General features: G+C 68.6%; 13 protein-coding genes. 7 read left to right on the plus strand and 6 right to left on the minus strand.

Annotated features, from left to right (window positions below; all coding sequences use genetic code 11):
• Positions 1-66 precede the first annotated feature (66 nt).
• Together D0D37_RS47120 and D0D37_RS13355 are read left to right on the plus strand one after the other, a co-directional pair.
• Positions 67-216 carry a hypothetical protein gene (locus D0D37_RS47120; RefSeq protein ID WP_167493523.1) on the plus strand — a complete coding sequence of 50 codons (150 nt, stop codon included), beginning with the start codon at positions 67-69 and terminating at the stop codon, positions 214-216.
• A gap of 34 nt (positions 217-250) precedes the next feature.
• A complete protein-coding gene (locus D0D37_RS13355; RefSeq protein WP_162834203.1) occupies positions 251-1807 on the plus strand; it encodes a DUF1841 family protein in 1557 nt (518 codons plus the stop codon).
• Positions 1808-1819: 12 nt separating this feature from the next.
• Here the strand turns inward: D0D37_RS13355 and D0D37_RS13360 are convergent, their stop codons facing one another.
• Entirely contained in the window at positions 1820-2734 is a 915-nt protein-coding gene (locus tag D0D37_RS13360; protein WP_208719928.1) for a hypothetical protein, read from the minus strand.
• Positions 2735-2842: 108 nt separating this feature from the next.
• Between D0D37_RS13360 and D0D37_RS13365 the strand changes: the two genes are divergently transcribed.
• Positions 2843-3163, plus strand: a complete 321-nt coding sequence (locus tag D0D37_RS13365) for a nucleotide pyrophosphohydrolase (protein ID WP_116200826.1) — start codon at positions 2843-2845, stop codon at positions 3161-3163.
• Here D0D37_RS13365 and D0D37_RS13370 read toward each other — a convergent pair.
• The gene (locus tag D0D37_RS13370) at positions 3152-4576 is read right to left on the minus strand and encodes a 3'-5' exonuclease (RefSeq protein WP_116200827.1); all 1425 of its coding nucleotides are present in this window, start codon (positions 4574-4576) and stop codon (positions 3152-3154) included. The genes D0D37_RS13365 and D0D37_RS13370 overlap by 12 nt on opposite strands.
• A 192-nt stretch (positions 4577-4768) precedes the next feature.
• On the opposite strand from D0D37_RS13370, the gene D0D37_RS13375 reads away from it, so the two are divergent.
• Both D0D37_RS13375 and D0D37_RS13380 read left to right on the plus strand, forming a co-directional pair.
• Entirely contained in the window at positions 4769-5581 is an 813-nt protein-coding gene (locus tag D0D37_RS13375) for an excalibur calcium-binding domain-containing protein (protein ID WP_116200828.1), read from the plus strand.
• A gap of 61 nt (positions 5582-5642) precedes the next feature.
• Positions 5643-6269 carry a response regulator gene (locus D0D37_RS13380; protein ID WP_009085782.1) on the plus strand — a complete coding sequence of 209 codons (627 nt, stop codon included), beginning with the start codon at positions 5643-5645 and terminating at the stop codon, positions 6267-6269.
• A 1-nt stretch (position 6270) separates the two neighbouring features.
• Here D0D37_RS13380 and D0D37_RS13385 read toward each other — a convergent pair whose 3' ends face one another.
• Positions 6271-7227 carry a helix-turn-helix transcriptional regulator gene (locus D0D37_RS13385; protein WP_116200829.1) on the minus strand — a complete coding sequence of 319 codons (957 nt, stop codon included), beginning with the start codon at positions 7225-7227 and terminating at the stop codon, positions 6271-6273.
• A 58-nt stretch (positions 7228-7285) separates the two neighbouring features.
• Here D0D37_RS13385 and D0D37_RS13390 point away from each other — a divergent pair, with 58 nt between their 5' ends.
• Positions 7286-8425, plus strand: a complete 1140-nt coding sequence (locus D0D37_RS13390) for an epoxide hydrolase family protein (RefSeq protein ID WP_116200830.1) — start codon at positions 7286-7288, stop codon at positions 8423-8425.
• 999 nt (positions 8426-9424) lie between these two features.
• On the plus strand, positions 9425-9706 hold the full coding sequence (locus D0D37_RS13395; protein ID WP_162834204.1) for a hypothetical protein: 282 nt from the start codon (positions 9425-9427) through the stop codon (positions 9704-9706).
• 317 nt (positions 9707-10023) lie between these two features.
• On the opposite strand, the gene D0D37_RS13400 is transcribed toward D0D37_RS13395, so the two are convergent.
• The 3 genes from D0D37_RS13400 to cydB all read right to left on the minus strand — a co-directional run bounded on the left by D0D37_RS13400 (position 10024) and on the right by cydB (position 15618).
• Positions 10024-11205: a GAF domain-containing sensor histidine kinase gene (locus D0D37_RS13400; RefSeq protein WP_116200832.1), complete on the minus strand. Its 1182-nt coding sequence runs from the start codon at positions 11203-11205 to the stop codon at positions 10024-10026.
• 70 nt (positions 11206-11275) lie between these two features.
• Positions 11276-14566, minus strand: coding sequence for a thiol reductant ABC exporter subunit CydD (cydD, locus tag D0D37_RS13405; protein WP_116200833.1), 3291 nt, complete (start codon positions 14564-14566; stop codon positions 11276-11278).
• 50 nt (positions 14567-14616) lie between these two features.
• Complete coding sequence (gene cydB, locus D0D37_RS13410; RefSeq protein ID WP_116200834.1) at positions 14617-15618, minus strand: cytochrome d ubiquinol oxidase subunit II; 1002 nt, start codon at positions 15616-15618, stop codon at positions 14617-14619.
• Between the last annotated feature and the right edge of the window lie 190 nt (positions 15619-15808).

Genomic DNA, 15808 nt, shown 5'->3' on the forward strand with positions numbered 1-15808 from the left:
CGCACCCGTCCGCAAGCGACCCTGAAAGCAGCAGGAATTCGCACTTGACCTGCGAAGGAGGCCACGATGTTGACTATCGTCCTGACGTGGGTCGGCGCGGTATTGGGGTTGATGCTGCTGGTCGCGATGGCTGCGGGGGCGTTCGTCGTCGACTTCGACGACGCACTGCGCGAACGGCGCGTGAAGGCCCGCGGCACGGCGGAGCCGACCAGCTGAGGCCCGAGCTTGCGGTCCGGGCAAGATGTGCGGCATGAGTCCGGTGAGCCGCGCGCGCAAGAAGAGTTCCCTACCCACCGCCCCCAGCGTCAACGGTCTGTTCAAGGACGTGCTGCGGGACTTCTCCGCGGTCGCGGCCGAGCCCGGTCCGTTCGACATCGACCTGCTCGGTTCCGAGATCGTCGGGCAGTGGCGGGACGTCGTCGTGGAGGACGAACCGGAAAGCCAGCTCGGACTTGAGCTGATCGCGTTCGCACAGCGCAAGATCACGCCCGGCGCGGCCGCGCTGCTGGCCGCGCTGAAGGTGCTGGCCGAGTCCGAAGAGGAGCGTGCGGCGGCGGCCGAGGCGCTCGGCGTCGTGCTCGGCCGCGGCATCCCGGAGCCGGAGTGGGCCGCCGAGGTCGGGCAGGTCAGCGTCGGCGACTGCTGGCGCACCGGGGACGTTTACGGCGACGAATCGTCGCTGCTGTGCGTCTTTTCCCGCGGTGACCACTCGCTCGGCCTGCTCGCGCTGCTGGACTTCACCGAGGGCGGCCGGGTGCGCGACCTGGTGGTCATCGAGGAGCCGCACGAGGTGCTCGCCGAAATGCGCTCGCAGGTCGAGGAAGACGGCGAGCTGGTCGTCATGGAAAAGATCGAGCCCGCCGACGCGCACCGGCTGCTGGTGTCCGGAATCGCGGCCACGGACGCGCTGGACGAGCCGGACGTCGGCGAAGACTACACGCGATTCCACGCCATCGCGCTGACCTGGGCGCGTTCGCTGCCGGAGCCCACTGAGGTTCCGCCGGTTGCCGAGTGGACTGCCGCACAGCGCGAGGAAGCGGTCACCCAGTTCCTCGCCGACACGAACCTGCCGGACGCTGACGCCGCCCGCGAAATCGCCAACCTGCTGGTGGACCACGGCTGCCGCACCGAACCGGCGAACCCGCTGCGCGTCGGTCCGGAAAAGCTGGCGCGGTTCCTCGAATCCTTGCTGGACGGCGAATACGAGCTGGAAGACGAGGACGCCGTCGCGCCGGTCGTGCTGTCCTGGGCCCGTTGGGCCGCGACTCGCGCCGGACTGTCCGAAGTCGCTGTCGCGGCTTTGCTGGAAGAAGTCACCGAATACCTCGGCGAATACCTCTCGGACGACGACGAGGAAGAAGACGACTTCAGCGACTACCTCGACGGCACCGAATCCGCCGAGGAAGCCCTGGAAGTGGTGGAACGACGCCGTTTCGCGGTGCCCGAACTGTCCACAGTGATCGGTGACGAGGAACTGACCGACCTGGACCCGGGCGACCCGGAACAGCGCCGCCTGCTGGTGATCGGCGCGCACCCGGAGTACCACGAGTCGCTGGCCGCGGAAGAATTCGACGGCGCCGACGGGCTCCGCCTCGCCCTTGAGACGTCCATTGTGGATCAACTGTGGGACGACGAGCCCGCCGAAGTGTGGACCGCCGCGCAGAACCTGTTGCAGCAGGACCTTTCCCGCACCGACGTCCTCGAACGCTTGGTGACTGTCCTCGAAGGACAGCTGACCGAGACCGAGGAAGAAGACCAGCTGGACTACGACCTCGACGCCTACCGCGCCGCACTGGCCGAAATCTAGCCCTGCCGAAATCTAGCCCTTCGGAAGCGCGATCCGGGCCGACCGGATCTCCGCGAGCAACCGGGTTTTGCGGCGGTGGACGTTCACCAGCTCGGCGACGTAGCCGGTGAACTCCTCCGCCGTACCCGCTTGTTTGTGCAGGGTGCGCAGTTTTTTGAGGCACTGCGCCGCTTCCCGGTACGCGCCAGCTTCTTTCTGCGCGATCAACTGCTCGATCCGCTCGCGATACTCCGGAATGGAGTCTTCTTCTTTTTGCGGGGCGTCCGCCTGCCGCGGTACCTCTTTCCGCTGCGGCTTCTCCGCCCGCTGCGTTTTCTCCGCCCGTGGTTTCTCCGCCCGCAGCCGCGTCGCTGCCCGCTGTGGAGTCAGCACCCGCGCCGCGTAAGCGATCGCCTCGCTGTGCCGTCCAGCCGCCCGCAACACCCGGACGATCTTGAGGCTGACGTCGACCCGCGGCGGCTTGGCCGCGAGAATGGCGACCAGCCCGTCCACGTCCCCGCTGGCCTCGGCGATTTCCTCCTGCAGCCGCTGCGCGATCTCGACCTTTTCGGGCTGTTTTACGCGCAACACCTCGTCCACAATGGACTTCATCCGCGCGAGACCGGCGTCCCCGAGTGCCGCCGCGAAATCAGCCACCGCGACCGCCCGCCCGCTGAACGCCGCCTCCAGCACCCAGTCCGCGAGCTGCTCCGCATCCGGCGGCCGAGCCGCACAAGCCCGGGCGTACAAGGCGACCGCCTGGTCAAGCCGCTCCTCGAGATCCGCCGCGAGGTCCCCGTGCTGTTCGAGCATGCCCACGATGTCGTCCACCGCCCGCCGGGCGAGCGGCGCGAGATCAGCGCGGCTGCCGGAGTCGAGCAGCCGCCGCACAGTATCGAGAACCGCACCGATTTTGGCGGTGTACTCGACCGGGTCGGGGACGCTCACGCGAACAGTCTGCCGTATGGCCCGTAACCGGCGTGTGGGCCAACGGCGTACTCTTTTCGGCCCAACCCGGACACCCCAGGTGAGCACTGCGCGTGATAGTCAGGTCCAGTGACCCTAGACGACCTCACCCAGCGCCTCCGCGACTTCGCCGCCGCCCGTGAATGGGAACCGTTCCACACCCCGAAAAACCTGACGATGGCCCTGTCCGGCGAAGTCGGCGAGCTGATCGCCCTGTTCCAGTGGCAGACCCCGGAGGAAGCCGCGAACTGGCGCGCGGACCCGACCCAGGAGTTCAACGTCCAGGACGAAATCGCCGACGTAATGCTGTACCTGGTCCGGCTGGCGGATGTGCTGGGAATCGACCTGCTGGAAGCGGCGAACGCGAAGGTGGACCGGAACGAGAAGAGGTTCCCGCCTCTAGCCCGTTAACCCGGCCGCGGCCCGCTTCGTCTCGTCGAGATACCAGCCGCCGACCAGCGCCCCGACCGCGAAGACGGCCAGCACGATCCCCGGCCCCAGCCCGGCGCCGCCGAACATCGCGGCCACGGTGAGGACCATCAGGACGAGCCCGACCCCGATCAGCGCCCGGCCGCCGGTCAGCTTGCCCGGCGCTGCCTGAGCGACCCGCGGGGTCTGAATGCCCGCCTGCGGCTTCGGCTCGAATCCCAGCAGGACCGGAGCCTCGTCCAGCCTCGCGACGTGCGCACCGAGTTCGAGCGCCCGAGAAAGCCGCGGTTCGGACTCGCGCACCCCCGAGTCGTACACCAGGTGCGTGACCGAACCCGTCAGGTTCTTCGCGAGCTGGAGCCCCTCAGACAGCACCCTCGCCCGCAGCTGGTCCGCGTCCGCCGTCGCACCGAGCACGAGGACCCTCGTCGGCTTGTGCCCGTTAGCGGTGATCTTGAGGTCCACCGCTAACTCCAGCACCCCGAGCGCCTCCGCGACCTGACGCAGTTCGCGGTACTCGGTGGAGGTCACCACCCCGTCGGCCTCCGCGACCCGGCGCAGCTCGGCCACGAAACCGGCATGCACCCGCCGCACCTCCGCCACGGGCATCCCGGCTCCCGCCGCGAGCCCGGCGAGCGCCGAGACCTCCTCGTCGGTCAGGAACTGGTCGCCGACCGCTTCGGCGAGCAAGTCGAGATAAGCCTGCGCGACCGGCCCGCCGTCGCCCGCGGAAACCCGGTCCACTGCCTCGGCCATCCAGCCCTTCTCCGCACCGGCCGCCGACCGGCGCAGGGCTGCCGCCCCGGCGGTATAACGCGGCAGGTCGGGGAAACGCACTGGTTGCGCCAACCGCAACCCATGCGTGCCGACGAGCGCGATCATCGCCTGCGCGCACGCCCGGGCGGCTGGCTCGGCGAGGTAGCCGGGGAAGTCGTCGATGCCGAAGGCGCGGGCGATGGTGGCGAGCCGGTAGTTGGGCAGCGGCAATACCGCCCGCGCGGTGTCCTTGAGCGAGATCCCCGGCAGCGGCGGCAGCCGGACGCCTAACTGGCCGATCTCGGAAAGAAGGCCCTCCACCGAGGCCAGATCGTGGGCCACGACCACCGCGCCTCGGCACAGCTCGAAGAACCGGCTGAGGATGTCTCCCAAAGCCGGTGCGTCAGCCAGTTCCGCCGCGCTGATGCGATGCGGATTGCGCCGGTTCGCGTCCGCGGCGACGACCGTCGCGAAGTCGCCGAGGAACGTGCCGTCCCCGCGGAACCGGATCGCGGCGACCTCCAGGGCGCGGCCGGTGTGCAGTCCGGTCGTCTTCACGTCGATCGCGGTGAATTCCGTGCCGCTCGCGGGCACCTGCCCGGTCGGAGACAGGGACAATCGTTCGATCAGCTCGGCCATCGTGGATGCGCTTTCTCCTGGACAGTTCCGATAACCATCGCGGGGCAGGCGCAAATCGTCACAGTCGTTGCGTAAAACGCTTGCTTTGTGATTGATCCGTAACTTTTTCCTTTCCAGGAAGCCCTGGTGCGTAACGCTGACCGCCGCTTTTGCGAAGTCCATTCGGCACCCGCCTCAGGAAGAGGATTCCGAATGCACTCCACACCCGCGCCGCCCTCGCGTCCCAAGCTGAAATTCCCGACCTGGCTGACGGTCGTGCTCAGCGTCTTCGCGGTTCTCTTCATTCTGGGCGCGGTGTTCGGAAAGCCAGCACCGACGCCGGAGCCGGTTGCCGCGCCGGTCGCCCCGCCTCCGGCGACGGTAACCACATCAGTCACTCCGGCACCGGTGACCTACACCGTGGACAAAATCACCGACGCCGCTAACGTCGAACTGGCCGGCTCGGACGGCAGCCATCGCATCGTGCGCGTCCTCGGCCTCGAAGTGGCAACCGGGAACAACTGTTATGCGACGGAAACCGCTACTTGGTCTAACAGCAAGCTTGCTGGCACGGCAGTAAAGATCACCACGGACACCACTGACGGCGTCGCACTGGCATTGAGCGACGGCACCGACTACGCGACCACGGCGCTCTCCGCTGGGTATGCCCGGCTGGCTGGAAACGTCTCCGACTCTTTGCGCAACGCGGCGAACGCGGCCCAGCAAGCTGCGACCGGATTGTGGGCGGAACCCTGCAAAGGCGTGATCAACGCGCCGACTCCAGTACTGACACCGACGCCCACGCCTACGCCGCAGAAGGAAACGCCCGCCCCGCGCACGTCCGAGCAAGCCGCGCCGCCGCCTCCCCCGGTGGAGGACCAGCCGGAACCTGAGCAGCCGAGCAGTGCGTATTACAAGAACTGCGCGGCCGCGAAAGCCGCTGGGGTGACGCCGCTGCACCGCGGAGACCCGGGCTACCGTCCCGCTCTGGACCGCGACGGCGACGGAATCGCCTGCGAGCGGTAACTCCTGGTGTCGTGCGGCACCACCGGCAGACGAACCGCCCCAAGCCCCGTAACCTGGAGATATGCCGATCCAGGTGCTGCTTGTAGACGACCACGAACTCGTCCGGCGGGGCCTGCGCGACCTGCTCAGCGACGAGGCTGACCTGGAAGTGGTCGCCGAAGCCGGGAGCGTCGAAGAGGCGCTCGCGGTGGCCATGCACGTCGAGCCGGACGTCGCGGTCGTGGATGTTCGGCTCGGTGACGGCGACGGCATCACGCTCTGCCGCGAACTGCGGTCCAAGCCGAATCCGCCAGCCTGCCTCATGCTCACCGCGTTCGACGACGAGGAAGCCATGGTCGGCGCGATCATGGCGGGCGCTTCGGGCTATCTGCTCAAGCAGGTCCGCGGCCAGGATGTCGTGAACGCGGTCCGCGAGGTCGCCGCCGGACGGTCGCTGCTCGACCCGGTCAGCACTGCCCGCGTGCTCGACAAGCTGCGCCATCCGCCGACCGACGAGCTGGCCGCCCTGACCGACCGCGAACGCGACGTCCTGGAGCTGATCGGGCAGGGGCTGTCGAACCGCGAGATCGCCGAACGTCTTTTCCTCGCCGAGAAAACGGTGAAGAACTACGTGACGTCGGTGCTCGCGAAGCTCGGCATGCAGCGCCGCACGCAGGCCGCGGCGTGGATTGCCCGGCGCGGCAAGTAAATCAGCTGCCCGCGACGGCGCGACCGTAGCGTTCGGACAGCAACTGCAGCAACGGGATCAGCTCCGGCGGCGACTCGACGGTGAAGTCCATCATCAGCATTCCAATGTAGACAGCCACGGTGTCCAAACTGTCCGCACCGGTGACGAGGACGCATTGGTTCTCACCGATGGGTTCGACGACACCGACCGTCGGATTGATCCGCGCCAGCACCTTCTCCGCCGGGGCGTCGACGCGCAGGCGCGCGTGCACGAGCCAGCCGCTCGCCGCGATCGTGCGCATCGCGAAGGCGGTGTAATCCCCGCCGGGCAAGGGATTCGGCTCGAACCGGCGGCGGGTCGGCATCCGCGGCTGCATCAGGTCGATGCGATAGGTCGCCCAGCTGTCGTCCTGCGGGTCGCGGGCGACCAGGTACCAACGTCGTTGCCAGCTGAGCAACCGGTACGGCTCGACCAGGCGCAACTCGTCCGCGTAGTCGAACCGGAGCCATTCGACGTGCCGGATCGCCCGTGCGACCTCCTGCAGCACGGCGCTGTCGATCTCCGGATCGGGCGCGTCGGTGCCGATGTTCTCCGGGCCGCGGTCGATCGTCGACCGCAGAGCGTCGACCGTCGGACGCAGCCTCGCCGGCAAGACCTGCTCGAGCTTCGCGAGAGCCCGGGTGCCCGCCTCGTCGATCCCGGAGATGCCCGCCGCCGCTCGCAGCCCGACCGTGACCGCCACCGCCTCCTGGTCGTCCAGCAGAAGCGGCGGCAGCTTTCCACCCGAACCGAGCCGGTAGCCGCCGACGTTCCCGCGCGTCGCCTCGACGGGATAGCCCAGGTCACGCAGCCGTTCGACGTCATTCCGGATGGTTCGGGCTGAGACGCCCAAGCGCTCCGACAGCTCCCTGCCGCTCCGCCCGGCCGCGCTCTGAAGCAGAGCGAGAAGCGCCAGCAACCGCGCCGTCGGATCGGCCATCGAAACTCCTTTTCTATTAGGAACTGATCCTACCTAATAGCCTCCTAGTGTTCTTCTCATGACGAACGCAACCGCCTCCCTCGCCCTCCGCCCCTTCACCGTCGAGATCACCGACGCCGAACTCGCGGACCTGCACGACCGCCTCGCCCGCACCCGCCTGCCGCAGCCGTCGCCGACCGACGACTGGGACGCCGGCACCCCGAACGCCTACCTGCGGACGGCAATCGAGGCGTGGCGGACCTTCGACTGGCGCGCCGCCGAAGCGCGGATCAACTCGTTCCCGCACTTCACCACCGAAATCGACGGCCAGACGTTCCACTTCGTCCACGTCCGCTCCGCCCACCCCGGCGCGACACCGCTGCTGCTCGCGCACACCTATCCCGGCTCGTCGGTCGACTACCTCGACCTGATCGACCGCCTCGTCGACCCGGTCGCTTACGGCGGCCGCGCCGAGGACGCCTTCGACGTCGTCGTCCCCGACGCTCCCGGCTACGGCTTTTCCCAGCCCGTCACCGAATCCGGCTGGACGGTCGCCCGCGTCGCCGCCGCGTACGACCGGCTGATGCGCGGACTCGGGTACGAGAGCTACGGAATCCACGGCTCGGACAACGGCGCGATGGTCGCCCGGGAGCTCGGTTTGCTGAACCCGGACGGTTTTCTCGGCCTGCACGTCCTGCAGCTGTTCTCGTTCCCGTCCGGCGACCCGGCCGAATTCGAACGCCTCGAACCGGCCGACCACGCCGGTCTCGCGCACATGCAATGGTTTCAATCAGTCGGTGGCTACAACACGATGAACGCCTCGCGCCCGCAAACGGTTTCCGTCGGCCTCAGTGACTCCCCGATCGGATTACTCGCCTACAGCGAGCTGTTCAACTCCTTCGGCAACGGCACCTCCCTGGTGCCGCTGGAAAAGATCCTGCTGGAGGTGAGCGTGAACTGGTTCGCCAACGCCGCTTCCGGGATGAGCCGCAGCTATCTGGAGAACGCCCGTGCGGAGGCCGAGCCGCGAGTGAGCGACGCGCGCACCGGAGTCGCGGTGTTCAAGGACGACTTCCAGACCATCAAGACCTTCGCCGAACGCGACAACACGAACATCGTGCACTGGAGCCGCTTCGAGGAAGGCGGCCACTTCGCGGCACTGGAACGCCCCGACCTTCTCGCCGGCGACATCCGCGTTTTCTTCGCTGCGCGCGACTGACCCCTGCTGATTCCGCGCCCCAACCCCGCCCGCGTTGCTGCGGACGGGGTTCTCGGCGTCCAAGACGGAGCTGAGGGTAGCCGTCCGCAGTGGATTGTTTCACCCAATTGAGTGCCGAATAGATGTTCGATTATCGCTACCATGGGGAATGGCTCGGTGGCAGACGGAAACGTGGGGAAGGAGCGTGTTCGATGACTCGTGAAGGCTGAATCTCTTGGTGCGCGGTGTGTTCACAGCGGTGGGTTCACAGCGGCGCGAGGTTGAGACAGCGTGTTTGCTGCGAGCGATTCGGTACAGATGCGGTGCGTTCGCCGTGATTCCACGGCGACGGATTCGATACGACGGTTGCGAGACTGCTGATTCCAGGCGGCGGCTTCTTGGCTCCTGTTTTGAGGTGGCGGCCCGAAACAGCACTAGACCGACGTGGCGTTTCGACGCGGCGCTAGGTCGCCGCAACGCGGGATCGGCGACACAGTGCAGGCTACGCAATGCGCTGCCGCGACGAGTCCGACGCAACGACAGCTCGGTTGGCATGACAGCTCGGTTGGCGATGTGGTTACCGCGACGCGCTCGTCGCGGCGCGGTAACTGCCGCTCAGACTCGATGCGGGTTGAGCGGGCTATTGCGTTGCAGGACAGGGCAATGCGGTTGCTGCGGCCGATGCAGCGCAAACCGTCACGACTGTTCGCGACGGCGGCCTGTCACAGCTCGTCGCGGCATGACGACCTCGTCACGGCCTGACGGCTTGGTCGTGGCGCGACTGCCTCGTCGCGGCCTGACGACTTCGTCGCGACACAGCGGCTTGGTGGTGGCGTGACGGCTTCGTCGCGACACGGCGACCTCGTCGCGGCATAGCGGTTTCGTCGCGACACGACAGCTCGTCGTGGCACGGCGACCTCGTCGCGGCACGGCGGTTTCGTCGCGACACGACAGCTCGTCGTGGCACGGCGACCTCGTCGCAGCACGGCGGATCATCGCCACACGACGGTTCGTCGCAGCATGACAACCGCGACGCGACATGGCGGCTCGTCGCGACACGGCGACCTCGTCATGGCATGGCGGCTTCGTCATGGCATGGCGGCTTCGTCGCGGCTCCGCGGCCTGCTCGCGGCACGGCGGCTTCCGTCGCGGCGTGACGGCTACGTCGCGACACGACAGCTCGTCGTGGCACGGCAACCTCGCCATGGCATGGCGGCTTCGTCGCGGCTCAGCGGCCTGCTCGGCGGCACCACGACCTCGTCGGGGCACGACGCCTCGTCGCAGCACGGCGAGACTTCATAGACCTCGTCGTGGCGGGCGGCCCGTCGCGAATGTCGAGTCGAAGCCGCGATGCGAACCGTCACACTGCGACACTCCGCCTGCGGCACGACTGTTCGCCAGCCGCGCAGCGCGACAGCTGCACCGTGGTTCGACCGCATCGCCAACTGCCGCAGCGAGGCACCGCATTGCAGGCAGCGCAATGGCACTGCGCCGCGAAACGGAGCCGCGTGACCGTCCTCCAAGACGCCGCATGACGTTGCCACACGAGTCGGCACAATGCGGTCACCGCGATGCGACTACCCAAAACCCAGGCGTAGCAACGTGATCACCAAAGGCACTCACTCAAGCGGCAAGTCAAACGCGACAAGCGTCCCCAAACTAGGCGAAGAATTGAGGAAAAACCGCCCCCCAGCAGCATCAGCACGCTCAGCCAAATGCCGAAGCCCCCGAGTCGCAACCCCTTGCGGCACCCCGGACCCATTGTCCCGCACGCGAAGCTTCACGCCCTCAGCATCCCGAGTCAGCGTCACCCGGGTCTCGCTCGCACCAGAGTGCCGGACCACATTGGACAGTGCCTCGCGCAGCGCCGCACGGATGTGATCGGCCCGCTCGGCCGGGATGTCGGCGAACTCGCCGGACAGCTCCAGGGTCGGCGGGTACCCGAGCAGCTCGCCGGCGATGCGCACTTCGCCGCGCGCGGATTCGGCCAGGTCCGTCGGGCTGCCGGGGTCGTGCCGCGGCTCCGGGGAACGCAGCGCGCGCACGGTGCCGCGGATTTCCTCGATGGTCTGGTCCAGCTGGTCGATCGCGTCGGACAGCCGGGCCCCGTCAGCCTGCGCGAAGCGTTTCCGCATGTTGCGACGCACCCGGTCCAGCTGCATCCCGGTGCCGTAAAGCCGTTGCACGATCACGTCGTGCAGCTCGCGGGCGATGCGTTCGCGCTCCTGGTACAGGGTCACGCGGTGCCGCGCGTTCGCGCCCTCCGCGAGCGCGAGCACCACCCCGGCCTGCGCCGCGAACGCTGCGAGCATCTCGACCGTGCCTGCGGAAAACGGCTCGCGGCCCTGCCGTCGGTACACCGTCAGCGCGCCAAGCACCCGCCCGCCGGAGCCGAACGGCGCGGCCGCGAACGGTCCATACCCACGCAGCTCATCCGGCACGTACGGCGCCGTGCGCGGGTCGACGATGAAGTCTTCCGCCGCGATCGGCTCGCTGCCGCGCGCGACCTGGCCCGCCGCGGAGTCCGTCTCAAGGGTCAGCCCGCGCAACTCACCGACCGGCCCGCCTTCGGCGTCACCCGTCGGCACTTCCGCGAGCAAGCCGTCGACCCCATACGCCGCCTCGACCACCACGCGCCCGTCGTCGGCGCTGACCATCGCCAGGCCGAGGTCGGCGTCCGCGAGTTCGACGGCCCTGGCCACGACTGTTTCCAGCACCCCCTCCGGGTCGTCCCCGGACAGTGCGGTGCTGGTGATCTCCGTGGCCGCGGAAAGTGCGCGCGCGGCAAGTGTCGGATCCATGAGCAACTCCGACCTTAGCGCGGCCCCCTGCCCCAGACCCGAAATCGTGACCGTCACCAACAACCCTCCGTCACGCCGCCACCCGCGGCAACGCCCGCCGCACGACACGCCCGTCCCGTACCTCGAAAACGACGTCCGCTTGCAGCTCTTCATCCGCATTGTGCGTTACGTGCACGACTGTCCGGCCAGCAAGCTCCGTACGCAACGTCGCCCGCAACGCCCGCGCCGTCGGCTCGTCAAGGTGCGACGTCGGCTCGTCCAGCAACACCAACTCCGCCGACGGAGCCGCCAGCAACGCCCGCGCCAACGCCACCCGCTGCGCCTGCCCACCGGACAACCCGGCCCCGGCGCTGTCGAGCACCGTCGCCAAATCCAGCTCCGGCAACTGCGCCTGATCGAGCACCCGGCGCAAATCGGCCGTCTCGGCCAGCGGATCCGCGAGCCGCAGATTCTCCGCCACAGTGGTCGACACCAACATCGGCTCCTGCGGCGCCCAAGCCACCTTCTCCGGCACGACCACCTCGCCCCGCCGCGGCTGAAGGAACCCCAGCAAGGCCGCCACCAGCGTCGACTTGCCAGCCCCGCTCGGCCCGACGACCGCCACGTAAGCCCCGGCCGGCACGCTCAGGTCGACGTCCTTCAGCACCGCCTCGCCGCCGGGCCACCCCAGCTCAGCGCCCCGCAACCGGACTGCGGCCGGGCAGTCGAGGTTCTGCTCCCCCGCGAGCTGAGCAGCGACGGACTCTGCCTCACCCGACGCTCCGGCCGATCCAGCAACCGATCCGCGCGCGACCCCGGAAGAACCAGCAACCTCCGACTCGCCGACCACAGCGCCAAGCCGAACCCGAGCCGCCCGCAGCGTGTCCCAATGCACCGCCGCCTGCGGCAGCAACGCCAACACCTCCGCCAGCGCCAACGGCACCAACGCCAGCAGCGGAGCCATCACCCCGGCCAACTCCCCACGGCTGACCGCCCCCGCAGCCAGCATCGTGCTGATCACCGCGGCCGCCCCGGTCGCCAGCGTGATCAGCGCATCCGCCGCGCCGGCACCGAACGCCTGCCGACGAGTGTCGATCGCCAGTTGGGTGTCCGTCGAAGCTAACTCGCGGCGACGCGCAGCTGCTCGGCCATACGCGAGCAACTCCGCCGCCGACGAGAACAGCACCAACACCCGCGCCGCGACATCACGCCGTCCTGCCGCGAGCGCCGACGTCGCCCGTCGCTCCAACCGCAGCGCGACCGCTGGAGCAGCCAGCCCGACCAGCACTGTCAAGGCGAGCACCAAACCGGCCGACGGCAGCACCATCGTCTGCACCGCGATAGCTCCAGCCGCGACCAACCCCACCACGATCGGCGGCGAGACGACTCGCGGCAGCAAATCCCGCACCGTGTCGACGTCCGTCACCAGCCGCCGCTGGCTCTCCCCGGCTTCGAGACTGCGCGCAGGACCCAAGCGCACCAACGCATTCCACAGTCGAACGCGCAACCGTCCGGCGATCCGGAAGGCCGCGTCGTGCGTCACGAGCCGTTCGGCATACCGCAGTCCGGCCCGGCCGAGTCCGAACGCACGCACCCCGACGACCGCGACCGTCAAGGTCAGAATCGGCGGCTGCAACGACGCTTTGGCGATCAGCCAGCCAGAAGTCGCGGTCAGGGCGATGCCTGCCAGGAGCGCCAAGGCACCCAAGAAGGCACCGGAGAACAGACGTCGGTCAAGCAACATGGGCCAGGAAAGCGGTCGCGCGTCCGCACTGTCCGAAGTGGACTCAACGACGGCGGCAGAATCTGAGTCCGCAACAGCTACTGCGGCAGAACGTTCGTGAGCAGCGATTACCGCCGCTGCCCCGTTGTCGACGGCGCGCTCGACGGCGTCCAACACGCGCCGCGCGTTGACGTCGTCCAGGTGCGCGGTCGGCTCGTCCAGCAGCAGCAACCACGCTCCCGACTGAACGCGCAGCAGCGCCCGAGCTACGGCGACGCGCTGGCGTTGTCCCAGGGACAGCCGGTCGACGGGACGGTCGGCGAGGCCGTGCAGGCCCAGTTCGCCGAGCACTGTGTCGACGTCAGGTCCAGCAAGTTCTTCCCGCACTGTGCCGCCGCTGAAAACCGGCGACTGCGGGACCCACGCGATGCCAGCGCGCCACCGTTCGAGGTCGGCTTCGGCGAGCGGAACGTCACCGGCCAAGACCGACCCGTCATAGGACGGCACGAAGCCCAGCAGCGTCGCCAGAGTTGTCGATTTGCCGCCACCGCTCGGCGCGCGCAGCCACACGATCTGGCCACGCTGGACCGAGAAACTCTCGCCGTCCGGAGCGAATCCGCCGCGCCGGGCGACTTTTAGGTCGGACACAACCAACGATCCACAGGGTGCGATCCGCGTCCCTTCGTCCGGGACTGGCTCCGCGAGCACCTCGGTCACCCGGCGGACCGCTTCCACGCCGTCCTCGCTCGCGTGGAACGCCGCGCCGACCGCACGAATCGGCTGGTAGCACTCGGGAGCGAGGATCAGCACGCCGAGTCCGATCGCCAGCGGGAGCGATCCCGAAACCAGCCGGACGCCGATGACGACAGCCACCAACGCGACCGAGAGCGTCGCCGCGAGTTCGAGCACGAACGCCGAGGAGAACGCGACTCGCAACGTCTTGAGCGTCGCGCGACGATGCCGTTCCGACAGTTTCCGCACGGTTTCCGCCTGTGCGTCAGCCCGCCGGAACGCGGTGAGCACCGGCAACGCTCGCACGAGTTCGAGCAGCAGACCGGACATCCGGTGCACCGCGTCCGTCGCGCCGGAAACGCGGTCGGCGGTGAATTTACCGACCAGGACAGCGAACATCGGCAGCAACGGGACGGTCGCGGCGATGATCACCGCCGACGGCCAATCTGTCCAGAGGATCGCCGCGCCCGCCGCGAGCGGGACGACCGCCGCGGTGACGAGAGCGGGCAAGTACTCGCGGAAGTAGGAGTCGAGTGCGTCGAGGCCGCGGGTGACGAGGGTGGTGAGTTCGCCGTGGCCGCGCCGGGCCAGCCATTCCGGGCCGAGGCGCAACGTGTGGTCGACGACGCGGGCACGCAGGTCGCGTTGCGCGGTCGCGGCGGCGCGGGCGGAGACAACCCGCACCGCCCAGTTGGTGCCTGCCCGGCCCACGACGAGCGCGAACAGAACAGCCAACTGGACGGTGCGGCCCCCGATCCCCTGGGAGACCACGTCCGCGAGGATGTCCGCTAGCAGAAACGCTTGTCCGACAAGGAAAACCGCGTTCCCGAACGAGAGCACCGCGACCAGGATCAGCGCTCGGCGCGCGGCCGGCCCCAGGGCCGAGAGCGCGCCGAGCGGACCCTTGCCCGGCCGCACTGGGTCCATGGGGGACCCGGTGGCGGAAAGGGGTGCGCGGCCGGGAAGTTCAGTCATGATCAGTGCGCCGCCGGGATGTGCTGGACGCCGATGCGCTTGCGGAAAACCCAGTAGGTCCAACCTTGGTAGATCAGCACCGCTGGGGCGCCGAACGCGCCGACCCAGGTCATCACCGTCAGCGTGTAGTGGCTGACCGCGGTGTTCATGATGGTCAGCGAATGCGCCGGGTCCAATGTGGACGGAAGGACATTCGGGTAAAGCGCGCCGAAGAAGGTCACCGCGGCGGCCGTGATGACGACCGCGAGCGCGGCGAACGCCTGCCCGTCGCGGTCGGCGTAGAGCCGCAGCCACGCCACCACCGCGGCGAGGACGACGATCACCAGCGAGATGAGCGTCCACAGTTTGCCCTCGCGGACCTGGACGACCACCAGGAACGCGACCAACGGCAGCAGCCCGACCGGGAGGATTCGCAATGCGAGCGTGCGGGCGCGTTCCCGCAGGTCACCGCTGGTTTTGAGGGCGAGGAACGCCGCGCCGTGCACAAGCGAGAACCCGACGATGGCGAGCGCGCCGAGCAACGTGTCCCACCGGACGGACTCGAACGGCGACCCGACGCGGTTGCCCTGCGCGTCGAGCGGCAGGCCGAGCACGGTGGTCGCGAGCAGCAGCCCGACGCCCAGCGGCGGGACCCAGGAACCGATGACGATCACCCGGTCCCAGATGCGCCGCCAGCGCTCGGAGTCGACTTTGCCGCGGTACTCGAACGCGACGCCGCGTCCGATGAGCGCGATGAGGACGGCCAGCAGCGGAAGGTACGCGCCCGAGAAAAGCGAGGCGTACCAGCCGGGGAACGCGGCGAAGGTCGCCCCGGCCGCGACGATCAGCCAGACCTCGTTGCCGTCCCAGACCGGCCCGATCGTGTTGACGAGGACGCGCCGCTCGGTGTTCGTCTTCCCGAGGACCGGCAGCAGCATCCCGACCCCGAAGTCGAACCCTTCGAGGAAGAGATACCCCAGCCAGAACAGCGCGACGATCGCGAACCACAGCGTTTCGAGTGTCATGCCCACTCACCTCGTCCGGCGACCGCCGGCGTCATCCGGTCGGCCACCGGGTTGTCCCCACGATGGCCCTGAGTTATCCACAACCCGACGAGTTGTCCACAGATTTGCTGTGGGTAACCCGCGAGAGCCACCACGCGATTACGCTGGGTACGGGGCGTCCCCCCGGTGAGGGTGGGGGCTGCCTTCGCGC

The sequence above is a fragment of the Amycolatopsis circi genome (assembly GCF_003385235.1).
Lineage (GTDB): Bacteria > Actinomycetota > Actinomycetes > Mycobacteriales > Pseudonocardiaceae > Amycolatopsis > Amycolatopsis circi.